16 protein-coding genes are annotated in these 14950 nt (G+C 62.7%); 9 read left to right on the top strand and 7 right to left on the bottom strand.

Features of this window, described 5'->3' with window-relative positions; genetic code table 11:
* Positions 1-280: 280 nt before the first annotated feature.
* The 7 genes from ACRAUW_RS04710 to ACRAUW_RS04680 all read left to right on the top strand — a co-directional run bounded on the left by ACRAUW_RS04710 (position 281) and on the right by ACRAUW_RS04680 (position 4273).
* Complete coding sequence (locus tag ACRAUW_RS04710; RefSeq protein WP_431361360.1) at positions 281-544, top strand: BufA1 family periplasmic bufferin-type metallophore; 264 nt, start codon at positions 281-283, stop codon at positions 542-544.
* 72 nt (positions 545-616) lie between these two features.
* The gene (gene bufB / locus ACRAUW_RS04705; RefSeq protein WP_431361359.1) at positions 617-1465 is read left to right on the top strand and encodes an MNIO family bufferin maturase; all 849 of its coding nucleotides are present in this window, start codon (positions 617-619) and stop codon (positions 1463-1465) included.
* Positions 1458-2210, top strand: coding sequence for an HvfC/BufC family peptide modification chaperone (locus tag ACRAUW_RS04700; RefSeq protein ID WP_431361358.1), 753 nt, complete (start codon positions 1458-1460; stop codon positions 2208-2210). The genes bufB and ACRAUW_RS04700 overlap by 8 nt, the downstream gene beginning before the upstream one ends.
* Positions 2207-2650, top strand: coding sequence for a DoxX family protein (locus ACRAUW_RS04695; RefSeq protein ID WP_206901372.1), 444 nt, complete (start codon positions 2207-2209; stop codon positions 2648-2650). Before ACRAUW_RS04700 ends, ACRAUW_RS04695 begins: the two co-directional genes overlap by 4 nt.
* 97 nt (positions 2651-2747) lie before the next feature.
* A complete protein-coding gene (locus ACRAUW_RS04690; protein WP_431361357.1) occupies positions 2748-3230 on the top strand; it encodes a GNAT family N-acetyltransferase in 483 nt (160 codons plus the stop codon).
* A gap of 179 nt (positions 3231-3409) precedes the next feature.
* On the top strand, positions 3410-3538 hold the full coding sequence (locus ACRAUW_RS04685) for a hypothetical protein (protein ID WP_431361356.1): 129 nt from the start codon (positions 3410-3412) through the stop codon (positions 3536-3538).
* 180 nt (positions 3539-3718) lie between these two features.
* Positions 3719-4273 carry a DUF3332 domain-containing protein gene (locus ACRAUW_RS04680; protein ID WP_431361355.1) on the top strand — a complete coding sequence of 185 codons (555 nt, stop codon included), beginning with the start codon at positions 3719-3721 and terminating at the stop codon, positions 4271-4273.
* 58 nt (positions 4274-4331) lie between these two features.
* Here the strand turns inward: ACRAUW_RS04680 and ACRAUW_RS04675 are convergent, their stop codons facing one another.
* The 6 genes from ACRAUW_RS04675 to ACRAUW_RS04650 form a co-directional block, all read right to left on the bottom strand.
* Positions 4332-5390, bottom strand: a complete 1059-nt coding sequence (locus ACRAUW_RS04675) for an FUSC family protein (protein WP_431361354.1) — start codon at positions 5388-5390, stop codon at positions 4332-4334.
* 62 nt (positions 5391-5452) lie between these two features.
* Complete coding sequence (locus tag ACRAUW_RS04670; RefSeq protein ID WP_431361353.1) at positions 5453-7231, bottom strand: bifunctional molybdopterin-guanine dinucleotide biosynthesis adaptor protein MobB/molybdopterin molybdotransferase MoeA; 1779 nt, start codon at positions 7229-7231, stop codon at positions 5453-5455.
* A complete protein-coding gene (gene mobA, locus ACRAUW_RS04665) occupies positions 7228-7872 on the bottom strand; it encodes a molybdenum cofactor guanylyltransferase MobA (protein WP_431361352.1) in 645 nt (214 codons plus the stop codon). The genes ACRAUW_RS04670 and mobA overlap by 4 nt, the downstream gene beginning before the upstream one ends.
* A complete protein-coding gene (locus ACRAUW_RS04660) occupies positions 7844-8539 on the bottom strand; it encodes an energy-coupling factor ABC transporter ATP-binding protein (RefSeq protein WP_279461765.1) in 696 nt (231 codons plus the stop codon). The genes mobA and ACRAUW_RS04660 overlap by 29 nt, the downstream gene beginning before the upstream one ends.
* 34 nt (positions 8540-8573) lie before the next feature.
* The gene (locus ACRAUW_RS04655; RefSeq protein WP_431361351.1) at positions 8574-9275 is read right to left on the bottom strand and encodes an ABC transporter permease; all 702 of its coding nucleotides are present in this window, start codon (positions 9273-9275) and stop codon (positions 8574-8576) included.
* A gap of 64 nt (positions 9276-9339) precedes the next feature.
* Positions 9340-10170 (bottom strand): substrate-binding domain-containing protein, encoded by an 831-nt coding sequence (locus ACRAUW_RS04650; RefSeq protein WP_431361350.1) that lies wholly within the window; start codon positions 10168-10170, stop codon positions 9340-9342.
* A gap of 255 nt (positions 10171-10425) precedes the next feature.
* Here ACRAUW_RS04650 and ACRAUW_RS04645 point away from each other — a divergent pair, with 255 nt between their 5' ends.
* Both ACRAUW_RS04645 and ACRAUW_RS04640 read left to right on the top strand, forming a co-directional pair.
* Positions 10426-11781, top strand: a complete 1356-nt coding sequence (locus tag ACRAUW_RS04645; protein ID WP_431361349.1) for a sigma-54-dependent transcriptional regulator — start codon at positions 10426-10428, stop codon at positions 11779-11781.
* Positions 11782-11833: 52 nt separating this feature from the next.
* A complete protein-coding gene (locus tag ACRAUW_RS04640; RefSeq protein ID WP_431361372.1) occupies positions 11834-13909 on the top strand; it encodes a sensor histidine kinase in 2076 nt (691 codons plus the stop codon).
* Between the two features lie 80 nt (positions 13910-13989).
* On the opposite strand, the gene ACRAUW_RS04635 is transcribed toward ACRAUW_RS04640, so the two are convergent.
* On the bottom strand, positions 13990-14856 hold the full coding sequence (locus tag ACRAUW_RS04635) for a substrate-binding domain-containing protein (RefSeq protein ID WP_431361371.1): 867 nt from the start codon (positions 14854-14856) through the stop codon (positions 13990-13992).
* Positions 14857-14950 lie beyond the last annotated feature (94 nt).

Raw genomic sequence — 14950 nt, 5'->3', positions numbered from 1 at the left:
GTCTGACGCATCTCTTTTGATGGTGGTTGTGAAGAAGATTAACGGAGTGAACGCACCATATGGCACTTTTCTTGTTCATAAGTGGGTGGTCGGTACACAATTTTTAATGATGAAATAGCTGTTTTAAATCAATGTCTTGTTTGTTTTGCTTTGGGTTGTTTAACTCTTTTTTGTGTTTTTTTGAAAGGGAATATCCCGTTTGCCGGTTCTATTGCAGGTACCCGGTTGCGACAAATCGGGGATATCAGCAACATCCAACGACATCAAAAGGAACATGAACATGAATGTTAAAAAAAGCACTGCTATCGCCTCCGCCATGACCGGTCTGCTGGCGCTGGGAGCCCAGTTTATCGCGGCACCAGCCATGGCTGCCGACGAGAAGGAGAAGTGCTACGGGGTGGTCAAGGCCAGCAAGAATGATTGTGCGACCAAGAGCAACTCCTGCGCCGGTACCGCCAAGGAAGATGCTCAGGGTGATGCCTTTGTGGTGATGCCCAAAGGGCTGTGCGAGAAGCTGGTCGGCGGTTCGCTGCAACCCAAGTAAGAGACATCGGGCAGGGGATGGCCAACGGGTCGTCCCCTGCATCTTCTCTGTTTGGTAAAAGCGAGTCTTGCGATGAACCCTTTGATTGGTATCGGATTACGCACTCCCCATTACGACGAGATCCGGCAAACCCTGCCGGCAGTCGGTTGGCTGGAGGTGCACAGTGAAAATTACTTTGAACGGCACAGCCAGGGTTTTCAGGTGCTCGCCGAATTGGCGCAACACTACCCCGTCAGTCTTCACGGCGTTGGCATGTCCCTTGGTTCTGCCGACCCGCTCGATCCGCACCATCTGCAGCAGTTGTCGACACTGGCCGCGGCGATCAAACCGGTACGGATCTCCGAACATCTCAGCTGGGGCAGCATTGGTGGGCGTTACTTCAACGATCTGTTGCCGGTGCCCTATACCCGCGCCTCCCTGCGCAACATGAGCGACAAGATCCAGCAGGTACAACAGACCCTGGGTTGCCGCATGTTGATTGAAAATCCCTCCTCCTATCTGCAACTGCCCGGGGAGATGAGCGAGTGGGAATTTCTGGCCGAGCTGCAGCAGCGCAGCGAATGCGGCATCCTGCTCGACCTCAACAATCTCTATGTCAGTGCCTTCAATCACGGTTTCTCTTGCGACGAGTATCTGGCGGCGATCGATCTCGCCACCGTTGGGGAGATCCATCTGGCCGGTTATACCGAGAAGCAGCTGCCGGAAGGCTCCCTCTATATCGACACCCACAGCGCCCCTGTGGTGGCGCCGGTCTGGGAACTCTATCGCCAGATCTGCCGCAAGCAGGCCATTCCCACCCTGATTGAGTGGGACCTCGAGATCCCGCCGCTGCCGGTCTTGCTGGCAGAGGCGGCGCAGGCCGGCGCCATTCTGGATGAGGTGCGTGTCATGAGTGCACCACGGGAGGTGGCCCATGGCTGAACTGGCACAGTTGCAACAGCACTTTGCTGATGGTCTGCTGGGGGCGCCTGACGCCATTTCCCCTCACATCAGCTCCCGGCTCTTTTCTGCCGAATCTGTGCTGCAGGTCTATCGCAACCACTTCATCCTGAGCCTTGGCGAGGTGCTGGCGAGCAGTTATCCCGCCGTCAAGGCTATGGTCGGGGAGGACTTTTTTGCAGCGGCGGCCCGTGGCTTCGTATTGGCCGAGCCGCTCAGGGAAGGGAGCGTCATGCACTATGGCGCCGGATTTGGCCAATGGTTGGCCCGCTTGCCGACTACAACCGGACTGCCCTGGCTGGAGGAGCTGGCTCAGTTCGAATGGCAGCTTGAGCGTGCCAGTCTGCTGCCGCTGGAATCCCGCTGCTGGCCAGCCGAGCGTCTGGCCGCATTATCGCCGCAACAATGGGAGCGGCTGCGACTCTTGACAGCCACGGATCTGCTGCTGGTTGCCAGCGATTATCCGGTGCTGGCCCTGTGGCAGATGGCGCTGCACTGTGGTGAAGCGGTGGAGGTGCTTGATGCCCCCGTCTGGTTGGCATTGAAGAAACAGCCGGATTGCCGGGTTGCCCCCTTGCCCCTGACGGCGGGTGAGTGGGCGCTGCTACAGGGTTGTCTCGCTGGTACGGCGCTGGTCGATCTGCTGGCGGCCGACCCTGCGGCCAGTGAACATCTCACTCGCCTGATAACCCTTGGTCTGCTGGTGGATATGGAGGTGATGCCATGATGGCAAACAAATGGCTGGCGCTGGCCAGCTCGAGTGGTGATTTGCCGCGCTGGAGCAGCGCTGGTGTGCTGTTGCTGGCGCGGCTGTGGGTCGCCTCGGTTTTTATCACTTCAGGCTGGCTCAAGCTGACGGCGTGGGATTCCACCCTCTATCTGTTTGAATCCGAGTATCAGGTGCCCCTGCTGCCCTGGTTGTGGGCTGCTTATCTGGGTACGGCGACCGAGCTGCTGTTGCCGCTCTTCCTGCTGGCGGGGCTTTTTACTCGCCCGGCCGCCTTGCTGCTGTTTGGCTTCAATATCATGGCGGTGATCTCCTATCCGACCCTCTGGGCGGGCGGCTTTTACGATCACCAGTTGTGGGGCTGGATGCTGCTGACCCTGATCATCTGGGGCGGCGGTGTGCTGAGCCTGGATCACTGGCTGACACGTCGCAACCATTGATTTATCAGTGATTTCCCCAATGACAAAGAGCGCCACAAGGCGCTCTTTGTCATAATGACGGCCGGCGAAATTTCCCATGAGAGAAAAGGAGCAGCCAATGATTATTCGTCAGGCAAGGGCCGCAGATATTCCCGCTCTGGTGGCGCTGCGCATGGAGCTGTTTTGTGAGGTCGGTGAGCTGGTGACGCCGCAGGCAGACCCGGCCTTGTGGCAGGCCACCCTTGACTACTTTACCCGGGCGATGAGTGAAGAGAGTGCTTTATCCTGGCTGGCTGAGGCAGATACGCAGCAGGGCGGCAAACAGACCGTGGCGGCAGGGACGCTGGCATTATTTGAACGGCCGCCCTATCCCGGAAATCTGGCGGGGGTGGAGGGGTATCTGCTCAATATGTATACGCGGCCGCAATGGCGCCAGCAGGGGATCGCCACGGCGCTGCTCGATGCCATAACGGCCTTTGCCAGAGCGCGTCAGCTGGGCAAGGTGTGGCTCCATGCCAGCGAGCAGGGGCGACCTCTCTATGAGCGGATCGGTTTTGTCGCCAATCCGGCCTATCTGGAGTGGCAACCGGCGGTGGAATAAGGGCTGCAGCTCTGTATGAGTGGCGCTTGGTCGGTGAATTTGATTTACAGCAATAAATATGGTGTCAGATGGGGTCGCGGCAACGCCGCCAACTATGCTGATGGAGCACGCCACCATTATCTTATTGATCCACTGCATGGTTTGGCCATGGTGGGTGCCAGTCTGGAGGATAAGTTTTGATGTTCAATAGCAAACTGAAAGTCGAGTTGCAGCAGTGCCAGGATCAACTTCTGGAACAGCAGGGATTTTTCGACGCAGTGCACGGCAATGTGACCGAGACAGTCTCCAATCTGGCCATCGGCTCCTGACGGTTATTGGTTGTTGAACGAGGCACCGATCGGATGATAATCCCATCAGTGCTTATTTATTGCGCACTTGATATGCCAATCTGAACCCCTCCTGTATCGTCCTGCCATTGTAAATTGTCCTCTTCTGGCCCCTTGATTAGGCTTGCCGCCTCATTTATTTCAGAGCAGGAACAGAACAAGATGGCATTACAACAGAAGGGGCGGGCAATGGCCCTGCTGGTTATGGTCGCGAGCATGGGTCTGGGCGGCTGTATGGGGCAGATGGGGCTTTCCGGCATGGTCACCAAGGGCAACCTGAGCGTGGTGGATAACCGCTACGGTCGTGCCGGTGTCTTTATGCTGCTCTCCCCGGTCTACGGTCTGGCCGCGACCGCTGACCTGTTCATTTTCAATACCATCGAGTTCTGGTCTGGCAAGAACCCCATCACCGGCAAATCCCCGGCTGTGGTGGACATGAAAGCCAATCCGGTGATCAAGGTGAACCAGCATCTGGATCCGGCCCTCAAGACGGTGCCGCTGGCCATGCTGCCGCAAGGGGTACGCGAGGTGGAGATCAGCTACCCGGACGAGCGTACCGCCCAGATGGAGGTGCACTATCTGGATGGCCGCAGCAGCATGATGCGCGGCGAGAAGCGTGGCGAGCTGATGGATATCTACTTCGATGGCCGTTTTGTCTCCACCCTGACCCGGTCAGAGCTGGAGCAGATGAGCGCAAACGCCCGCGCCGCAGCCTGATTATTACGGCCATGCCGACCGACAACGCCCCGCAACTGCGGGGCGTTTTGCATGGGGGCTAGTCGGGCTGCTTGCGATGGGGCGGGGTGAGGATCAGCCCCAGCAGGCGGCGCAGGTGGGTGAGCTGTTCGGTCAGCTGCACGTTGAGCCAGAGGTAACCATTGATGGCTGCCTCTGCGTTGGGCGGCAGCGATACCTGGGTCGCCACCTCGTGCAGGCTGGCGATGGCGGCATCCGCGCCACGCCCGTCGCCGGTTTGCATCATCAGGGCAAGCTGGTTGATCGCCTCCTCGGTGGCCAGATGGCAGGCGTGCAGTTCGCGGGTGCTCTGCATCAGAAAGTGGCTCTGGCGATCATTCCAGTAGGTGTTGGCCAGCATCTCCAGAGTACAGAGAGTGTTGCGCATGGTGACCTGCACCGCATCAAACAGGGCGATGGGGTGGTGCGTCTCCTTGGCCGCCGGGGCCAGCAGGGCCCGCAGTTTGCCGGTCTGGGCCAGCAGCTGGGAGAGATTGTGTTTGAGGTGTGGCCGCTCCAGCACATTGGGGGAGAGGTGGGTGTGATAGAGCCGTCCCGACTGCTGCAGGATCTGGTGCAGTTGCAGCCGCCAGTGGCTGTAGGCGCGCTGGGGATAGATGCTGCAAAAGAGCAGCGCCAGCAGGGAGCCCAGTATCACGTCGGCACTGCGCCACAGCGCCGTCTCTATATCCCCCGGCTGGGCCCCCATGGTGACGCCGAGGGTGATGCCGATCAGCAGCCCCACATAGGGGCGCTTGCCGAGGGCCAGATAGCCGCAGAGGAACATGATGCACCCGCACCAGATCAGGGTGAGCGGTAGCGAGTAGATCTCGAGATAAAGTGCCACCACCCCGCAACTGGCGCCGAAGATGGTGCCCACCACCCTCTGCAGGGCGCGGGAGAGCACATTGCCCCAAAACGAGATGGGGCCCATCACCACCACCAAGGTTATCAGCGGCCAGGTGCTCTCCGGCAGTTTCAGCTCGCGGGTCAGCAGAAAGGTGAGCATAAAGGCGAGCGCAATGCGCAGGCCATGGACGATCCGGTAGCGGCCATAGACCAGCAGATCGAGTCGGGAGAGGGGGGCATCAAGGCGCACGGTCTGCCTCCTGTCAGGTGGGGGACGGGGCGCCGTGCATCCGGCCGACGCCCCGTCGGGATTCAGGCCAGTCGTCCCTGCAGGGGGTGGATCCAGACCCGCTCGCCAACGGCGATCCCGGGTTGATCCGGTACGATTTCAATCAGGCAGTTGGCATCGGCCATGGAGCTGAGAATACCCGAGCCCTGTGGCCCAGTGGTGCGCACCCTCAGCTGTCCGTTGCGGTCCTGATGGAAGATGCCGCGCAGAAACTCGGTGCGCCCCGGGCGGCTCTTCATCTTCTCGTCTGCCAGTGCCGACAGGCGCAGTGGCTGCCACAGCTTGCCTTGCAAGCGGGCGATGGCGGGCTCGACAAATTGCAGTACGCAGATCATCGCCGCCACCGGATTGCCCGGCAGGCCGAAGAAGGGGGTCTGCCCCAGCTTGCCAAAGGCGAGCGGGCGGCCCGGCCGCATCTGGATGCGCCAGAAATCGATCTGACCCAGCTCCGCCAGCACCAGCTTGATAAAGTCGGCGTTGCCCACCGAGACCCCACCGGAGCTCAGCACCAGATCGGCGCTGGCGGCAGCCTGTTCCAGCTGCTGGCGCAGGATGGTCTTGTCATCGGGAATGATGCCAAGGTCCATCACCTCGCAACCGGCGGCGTGAATAAGGGCCATCAGGGTGAAGCGGTTGCTGTCGAAGATATGGCCGGGGGCGAGCTGCTCACCCGGGGCCTGCACCTCGTCGCCGGTACTGAACAGCGCCACTTTCAGCGGGGTGCGCACAGTGAGACTGGCTTGACCGAGTGATGCCGCCAGCCCCAGCTGGGGGGCGCCAAGCCAGGTACCGGCCGGGATGGCGACCGCACCCTTGGCGAGATCTTCCCCGGCGAGGCGCACATTCTGCCCTGCGCGGATCGGGGCGGTGACCGTGACCCACTCACCTTCAATCAGCGTCTCTTCGCGCATCACCACGGTATCGACCCCGGGGGGGAGCGGGGCGCCGGTCATGATCTGCACCGCCTGACCGGCCAGCACAGGCTCGTGGCGCTGCTCGCCCGCCAGCACTTCCCCCACCAGCTGCCAGCGACCGGCGGCGAGATCGTCGCTGCGCAGGCCAATGCCGTCCATCGCCGAGTTGGCGTGGGGGGGCACATTGATGGGGCTTATCAGATCGGCGGCCAGCACGGCGCCGTGGCACTGGGCCAGCGGCTTTTCACTGCAGGTGTTACTCGGGGTGAGGGCCGTCAGAATAGTGTTGCGGGCCGCCTCGACCGAGAGAAAGCCCTTGCCCGCGGCCGGCTCCTTGTTCTGGCAGCCGTCAAGCCAGCGGCAGACGAAGTCGGCAATGGCCGCCAGATCGTTGATATCGAGGCGGGGCAGGCTTGTCTGCTGCTGTTCGCCACTCTGTTGGGGCTGATCGCTGGCCAGCGCAATGATGTCACTGTCTTCGGGGAAGAGCAGCGGCTTGCCAATTTCGGCGCGGTGCAGCTCGATTTTCGGGAAGTGCTCGTGCTTGAACCCCTCTACCAGCAGCAGATCGAGCTCTGTCTGATCGAAGCTGGCCAGCAGCTGGCGAAAATCGGCTTCGGCCAGCTCGGTCTCGCCGTGCGTTGTTTCAGTAATGCGAGCATGACGACGGCGGGAGGCGACCATCATCTGCTTGGCACCCGCCTTGCGCAGGCGATAGCTGTCTTTGCCCGGCTGATCGATATCAAAGTCGTGGTGGGCGTGCTTGAGCACCCCGATGCGCAGGCCGCGATCCACCAGCAGGGGGATCAACTGCTCCAGCAAGGTGGTCTTGCCGGTGCCGCTCCAGGCGGCGAAGCCGAGCAGGGGAAGGGTGGGGGCCGGGGTCATGAGGTGACTCCTTGTTGGGGGTCGATAGCCGTGGCGAGCAGACGGGCCTCGTAGGCGGCCAGCTCGGCAGGGCTGTTGAGATTGATAAAGGCATCCGGCTGATCGGCAAAGCTCACCACCGCCATATTGTGGCGGGCAAACCAGATATCGATTTTGCGCTCACCCTCTGTCAGTGCGGCGGTGAGGGAGGGCAGCAGGGATTTGTGCAGCAGGGCCACCACGGGTTGCAGCCAGTCGCCATCGTGGGCCACTACCAGCTCGGTATCCGGGGTCAGGGCGGCGCGAAAGCGGCTCATCAGATCCAGCGGCAGGGCGGGGCCATCGCAGGGGACAAACAGCACCCAGTCGTGACGGGCGGCAGCAAGACCTGCCTGCATGCCCGCCAGCGGGCCGAGATAGTCGTTGTTGTCATCGCTGATGACCGGGGCCAGCGCCTGATAGCGGTGCTGACTGCGGTTGGCGTTGATCAGCACCTCATCCACCTGGGGGCGCAGGCGCGACAAAACATGGTCGATAAGAGGGCGTCCCGCCAGTGCTACCCATCCCTTGTCTTCGCCCCCCATCCGGGTGGCGCGGCCTCCTGCCAGGATCACTGCTGATACGGCAACGGGATCAGAGTGGCTGTCGCTTTTTGAAGTCATGTCGCTCGATGATTTTTAAAGGGGTCGTCTCTTGCAGCTGGCCACGAGCGAGGGTCCATTGCCGCTCGCACAGGGAGGTCAATGCGTTGCTTTGGTGGCTGATGACGACCAGGCCGCTGCCATGTTCCCGCAGATCTTGCGCCAATGCGGCCATCAGGGCAACCGAATGTGTGTCCAGATTGGCGGTGGGTTCATCCATCAGCAGAAAGGCCGGTTGCAGCGCCCAGGCTCGGGCCATCGCCAGCCGTTGCCGTTCGCCACCGGACAAAATGCTGATGTGCTCCCGCGCCAGCCCCTCCAGCTCGACCCGGCGCAGCGCCTCGAACACCCGGATCTCGCTGCCGAGCTGTTTATCGAGCGCCCAGGCGACGTTGTCGTGCACCGTGCGATCAAACAGATAGGGGGTCTGGTGCAGATAGGTGACCCGGCCGGGCCCCAGCTCCCGCTTGAGCAGCCGGTTGAGCCGCTGTTGCCAGCGCCCCGGCAGATTGGTGTGGCCGCGGGTGGGGGCGAGCAGCCCTGCCAGGATTTTGAGCAAGGTGGTCTTACCCACCCCGTTGGCTCCATGCAGCCAGATGGCATCCCCCGGTGCGATGGCGAGCCGGTCAATCTCGAACAGTTGGCGCTCGCCAAAGCGCATCGTCAGCTGGTGGGCGGTCAGGGCCATGGGGTACTCCTGTTGGTACACAGTGGGGGCATGGTCAGTTCTTCAGATAGCCGTGGCCGCGACAGGCCGTCAGCAACAGGTTGAGCAAGAGGGCGAGGGTGAGCAGCACTATACCGAGCGCTACCCCCTGGGTGAAGGCCCCTTTCTGGGTCTCCAGCGCGATGGCGGTGGGGATATTGCGGGTGAAGTGCAGGATATTACCCCCCACCATCATGGAGCAGCCCACCTCGGTGACGATGCGGCTAAAGGCACCGATGATGGCGGCCAGCAAGCCAAAGCGGCACTCGTGCATCAGGCCGATCAGCGCCTTGGGCCAGGAGACCCCCAGGGTCAGGGCGGTCTCCCAGGCACGCCGGTCGCTCTGGACAAACGCCGCGTGGGCCATGGTGGCGATCACCGGGAAGGCGATCAGCATCTGCCCCACCACCATCGCCTGCTGGGTAAAGAGCAACTTCCAGTCGCCAAAGGGGCCGGCTCGCGACAGCAGCATATAGAGCAGGAGACCGATCACCACGGTGGGCACCGACTGCAGGGTATTGATGCAGGAGAGCCAGAGCCAGCGGCCTGGCAGCGGCAGATAGGCCAGCGCAAAGCCCAGCAACAAGGCGGGCAGCAGCACCAGCAGCAGGGCGATGCCGGAGACGGAGAAGGAGACCCCCACCACCTGCCACAGTTCGGTGTCACCACTGAACAGCAGGGCGAGGGCCGCCAGCGTGGTATCGATCAAGGTCGGCATCAGGCGCCTCCCTCAGCGAACCGGGGGAGGGCCATCAAGGTCATCGCAGGAGTCAGGGTTGCCATTATTTCCCGTTGGCATCCGCCACAAACAACGCCTGACCAGCTACCTTGAAGTCGCCGATCAGCTTCTGACCATGCTCGGAGACCAGCCAGTTCTTCAGGGTGCGCGCCCCTTCGGTGTTGAGATCCGGGTAGCGCTTGGGGTTGACCAGGATCACCTGATAGGGGTTGAACAGGCGCTTGTCGCCCTCCAGCAGCACGGCGAGCTCCAGCTTGCTCTGGTAGGCGAGCCAGGTGCCGCGGTCGGTCAGGGTGTAGGCACCGAGCTCCGAGGCCATGGTCAGGGTCGGACCCATTCCCTGGCCGATGGACTTGTACCCGGCAAACTCGGGTTTGACGTCAGCGGCCTGCCACAGGGTCTGCTCCTTGATGTGGGTACCGGACTCGTCACCGCGGGAGATAAAAGTCTGGCCTTGCTCCTTGATGGCTTGCAGCCCCTTGGCCGCGTCGTGCAGTTTGGCCAGACCCGCCGGGTCTTTGGCCGGGCCGACGATAACGAAGTCGTTGTACATCAGGTGCACCGGCTCGATGCCAAAGCCCGCATCGACGAACTTCTTCTCGGCAGAGGGGGCGTGGGTCATCACCAGATCCGCATCGCCATTCTCGCCCATCTTCAGGCTCTGGCCGGTACCGGCCGCCATCACCTGCACCGGATAACCGGTCTCCTTGGTGAACTGGGGCAGCAGCCAGCCCAGCAGACCGGACTGTTCGGTGCTGGTGGTGGTGGCAAGGCGGATTGGCGCCTTGGCTGTGTCAGCGTGGGCAGCCCCGGCGATCAGCAGGCTGGCCGCAAGGGAGAGTGCGAAACGTTTGAGATTGGTTTTTATCGTCATCTTGATGCAACTTTTTTCAGGGTGGATGAGGAGAGGGCAAGAGTAAGCAAGCAGGGTGCCAAACCGTTCCTATGCCGTTGAATTCACGGTTTGCCGTTTAAAAACATAAGCTTATTAAAATCAATTAGGTGAGCTTGTTATCGCTTTGAATAATTTGTGTTGGTGCTTTTGATGCGGTCAGGACAAAATGTCCCACTCACGTTCCGGTTATCGGGACATTATCCGACCTTACGTGCATCCGAGGTACTTTTTTCCATGACACTCCCTCCCAGCCGCTGGTCTGCCCTCTCCCTGCTTATCGTTGACGATGAGCCCGGCATGCGCAGCTTTCTGGCCAAGGCGCTGGCCAAGCGTTTTGCCCAGATTGAGACTGCCGTCAGTGTGGAGGAGGCGGAAGCCCTGCGCTGCCGCCTTCACTTCGACCTTATCATCGCCGACATCCGGTTGCCGGGGCGCTCCGGCATCGAGTGGCACGAGGCTATCGAGCCCGGCACCCGTCGCAGCGACATCATCTTCATGACCGGTTTTGGCGATATGGAAACCGCCCTCAAGGCGCTGCGCCTCGGCGCCAGCGACTTTATCCTCAAGCCCTTCAATCTGGATCAGATGGTGCAGGCGGTGGACAGGGTCATCGAGCGCCGCCAGATGGAGCGGGAGAACCTGCTGCTGCGCCGGGAGGTGAGCAAGCTGTTCCCGCCCACCCTGATTGGCGACAGTGCCAAGACCCGCGAGCTCAAGACGCTCATCGCCAGAGTGGCGCCCTCCAATGCCGCCGTATTGGTGGAGGGGGAGTCCGGCACCGGCAAGGAGCTGGTGGCTCGCGCCCTGCATCAACTCTCCGGCCGGATGGGGGCCTTTGTGCCCCTCAACTGTGCCTCCATCGCGCCGGAGCTGCTGGAAAGCGAGCTGTTCGGTCACGTGCAGGGGGCCTTTACCGGTGCCCGCAAGGGGCGCGACGGCCTGTTCCGGGTCGCCCATCAGGGCACCCTGTTTCTCGACGAGATCGGCGAAATGCCGCTCGCCATGCAGGCCTCCCTGCTGCGAGCGCTGGAGCAGAAGGCCATCCGCCCGGTCGGTGCCGAGCGCGAATTGGCGGTGGATGTGCGCATCGTCGCCGCCACCAACCGCAATCTCAAGGCCGAGGTGGAGGCGGGCCGCTTTCGCGAAGATCTCTTCTATCGCCTCAACGTGGTGGCGCTGCCGGTCGCCCCGCTGCGGGAGCGGATCGACGACATCCCCGCGCTGGTACACCACTTTACCCGTCAGCTCACCGCCGAGATGGGGATGGGCTCCTTGAGCTGGACCCACGAGGATGTGGTGGCGATGCAGGCTTACCCCTGGCCCGGCAACGTGCGGGAGCTGCGCAACCTCATCGAACGCTGCCTGCTGCTGGGCAAGCCGCCAGCGGAATATTGGCAGAGCAGCAAGCCCTCCGAACAGGGGGCGAGCGAGGAGGGTTATCCGCTGGCGTGGCCGCTGGCCGAGGTGGAAAAGGCCCACATCCTGCAGGTGGTGGCGAGCCATGATGGCAACAAGTCGGCCGCCTCCCGGGTGCTCGGGGTGGCGCGCAAGACGCTGGATCGCAAATTCAAGGAGTGGGCCATCGAATGAGGAAGGCTGACTGGATGGGGTGGCGGTGAAACTGACCCTGATCTCCCGCAGTATGCGGGCCCTGTTGCCCCGTTGCGTGCGCACCAAGGTGCGCTGGCGCCTGCTGCTGCTCACCTCGGTGCCCATCATGCTCACTCTGGTGGGCATGATCGCGCTTACCCTCTACTGGACCCTCACCTACAGCTGGCAGAACCTGCTCACCACGGTGCGCAGCGATCTCGGGGTGGCCCACCACGCCATCAGGGTGCAGCAGCAGCGCCAGACCGAGCGTCTGGAGCATCTGCGCGATGCCTGGGCCTTTCAGCTGCGGCTGCGGGAGTCGCCGGATCAGTTGCATGACTGGGTGATGCCGCTGGCGGCCGACTATGGCCTCGATTTTCTGCGCTTGCGCCGTGGCCCCGAGCTGGAGCAGCTGACGGCGCAGGAGCGCGCCGCCCTCACGGCCGGGCGAAGCGTCAGTCATTTCGTGGTCTGGTCGCAGCAGGAGATGCTCGCTCTCTCCCCGCAACTGGCCAAGCAGGCCCTGTTGTGGCAACGGGATGGCACCAGGGTGGTGGAGGACAGGGGGCTGATCAGTTTGTCACTGACCCCTGTGATGGCCCGCGACGGTTCCCTTTGGGCCGTGCTGGAGGGGGGCGAGCTGATTAACGGTAGCACCCGGCTGGTGGACGAGATCAAGGGGCAGGTGTTTGCCAAGAACACCCTGCCGGATGGCAGCGTCGGCACCGTTACCCTGTTTCTCGACGATCTGCGGGTGAGCACCAACGTCCCGATCAGCAGCAGCCGTCAGGTGGGCCGGGCGGTGGGCACCCGGGTCTCGCCGCCGGTGCGCGAGCAGGTATTGGGGCGGGGGGAGATGTGGGTTGACCGCGCCTTCGTCCACGACGCCTGGTATGTGTCGGGTTATGAGCCGCTGCTGGGAGCCAGGGGCGAGCGGCTCGGCATGCTCTATGTCGGCTTTCTCGAGTGGCCCATCATCCGCACCTATCTCACCAATCTGGTGGAGCTGGGCTCCGGCGTAGTGCTGCTGTTGCTGCTCTCCGGCCTGCTGGTCTATCGCGGCGCGCGGGATCTCTTCTCCCCCATCGAGCGGATGCACAAGGTGGTGCGGCAGGTGCAGGCCGGGGAGTCCGCTCGCATCGGCCCGCTGGCCCTCGATCCCGACCACGAGCTGGCCCAGCTCGGTCGCCAGTTTGACGCCATGCTGGACAGGCAGGAGGCGCATCAGCAGCAGATGGCCCGCAGCGCCGACGAGCTGGAGCAGAAGGTGGCCGAGCGCACCCAAAGCCTCGAGCTCAAGACTGCCGAGCTGGAAGATCATATTCATATGCTGACCGAGGCGCGCCAGCAGCTGCTGATCAGCGAGAAGCTGGCGGCCCTTGGCGAGCTGTCCGCCGGGGTGGCCCACGAGATCAACAACCCGCTAGCGGTGATCCTCGGCAATGTGGAGCTGATGAAGCTGGAGCTGGGGGAGGCGGCCGAGCCGGTCAGCGAGGAGCTGGCGCTGGTGCTGGCCCAGATCGAGCGTATTCGTGCCATCACCCGCAGCCTGCTGCAATATTCGCGCCCCGGCGACTACGAGACCGCGCCTGTGTGGCAGCACCTCAATCCCATCATCGAGGAGAGCCTGACTTTGGTGCGCTCCGCCCTGCGCCAGCAGCAGGTGGAGCTGGTGGCCGATCTCAGGGCCCAGCAGCCCATCGAGGCGGATCGCCAGCAGCTGTTGCAGGTGCTGATAAACCTTCTGGTCAATGCCAGCCACGCGCTGGGGGAGCAGGGGGCGATCCGGGTCGAGAGCCGCGACTGGGTCGATGAACTGGGTCAGCTGCGCGGGGCCGAGGTACGGGTGATCGACAACGGCAGCGGCATCGAGGCGGCCATTATCGACAAGATCTTCGATCCCTTCTTCACCACCCGTGCCACCGGCACCGGGCTGGGGCTGGCCCTGAGTCACCGCATCATCAGCCGCTGGGGCGGCGAGCTCTTGGTGGACTCCACCCCGGGCCAGGGGAGCTGCTTTACCGTGCGGCTGCGCAGCCACGCCCTGCTGCCCAGCGGCAGCGATCCTGCGAAACTGGAAGGGTGGCGCATCGCCCTCAATGCTGAGGGGCGTGAGACAAGCGATTGATGCTGTTATAAAAAGGCCCGTGATAAAAACAGCCCGTCAACATGGTTGGCGGGCTGTTTTGTCGGTGGGTGAGTGGTTATTTACTGCGGACTCCACACCAGCTTGCCGCTCTGGGTCAGGTCATAGCCGCCGAGGCGGGCCGCCAGCTCGCGCCCCTCGGGGGATTGCAGCCAGCCGATCAGCTGCTGCAGCAGGGTGCGAAAGAAAACCCCCTGCGGCATCACCAGATCGAAACACTCCTGCGACAGCGGCATAAAGCCGAGGCCAAACTCGGTGGCTGTGCTCTGGGCGCCGGGCCCGACATCCGCATCGCCACGGCTGATGGCGGCGGCCAGCTCCCGCTCGCTGTTGACCTCAATGGTGCGCTCCAGCCGGGTCAGCGACTCCCCTTGCGTTTGCAGCCACTCCTGCAGGGCGCGCTGGCTGCCAGCCCCCTCCTGACGCATGGCCCAGCGCCAGTCGAGCGCCTCTTTCGCCTCCTTGGGTTGCAGCCCTTGCCGCAGCACCAGCCCCTGCACCCGCCTAAATCCATGAACGATCACCCATTGCCGGTGGCCCTGATACTGCTGCACCAGCGCCGGGTGGCGCAGGTGCGCCTCCTCGGCCTGTCCCCAGTGGATGGCTACGATCTCCACATGGCCGCGCGCCAGCATCGCCAGCCCCTGCCGTGTGCCGCACGGTATGTAGCCCACCAGCGCCTGGGTGCCGAGCTGCTGGGCCAAACGGCTGCTGGCGTAGTGGAGCAGCACGTCGTCCGAGCCTGCCAGCAGCAGCCGGTCGTTCATCACCCCCTCGTGGCAACTGCCGAGCAGCCAGCGGTCGAGCAGGGAGCGGGGAAACAGCCACTTGCCGGTCGCCTTGGTGGCGGGGATACGCGCCTCGTTGGCGAGCTGGTAGACCTTCTTCTCGTTGAGATCGAGGTATTCCGCCACCTGCTTCACGTTCATAAACTCGTTCATTACCTAGTCCCGCATCCCGCGACCGGCCGAACCGGGCGCCAGCACCGGCGGCTTCTCGTCCAGCACCATATGGTCGTGGCCG

It is taken from the genome of Aeromonas sp., assembly GCF_050633025.1.
Taxonomy (GTDB): Bacteria; Pseudomonadota; Gammaproteobacteria; order Enterobacterales; family Aeromonadaceae; genus Aeromonas.
This window is presented reverse-complemented; position numbering and strand designations above follow the sequence as displayed.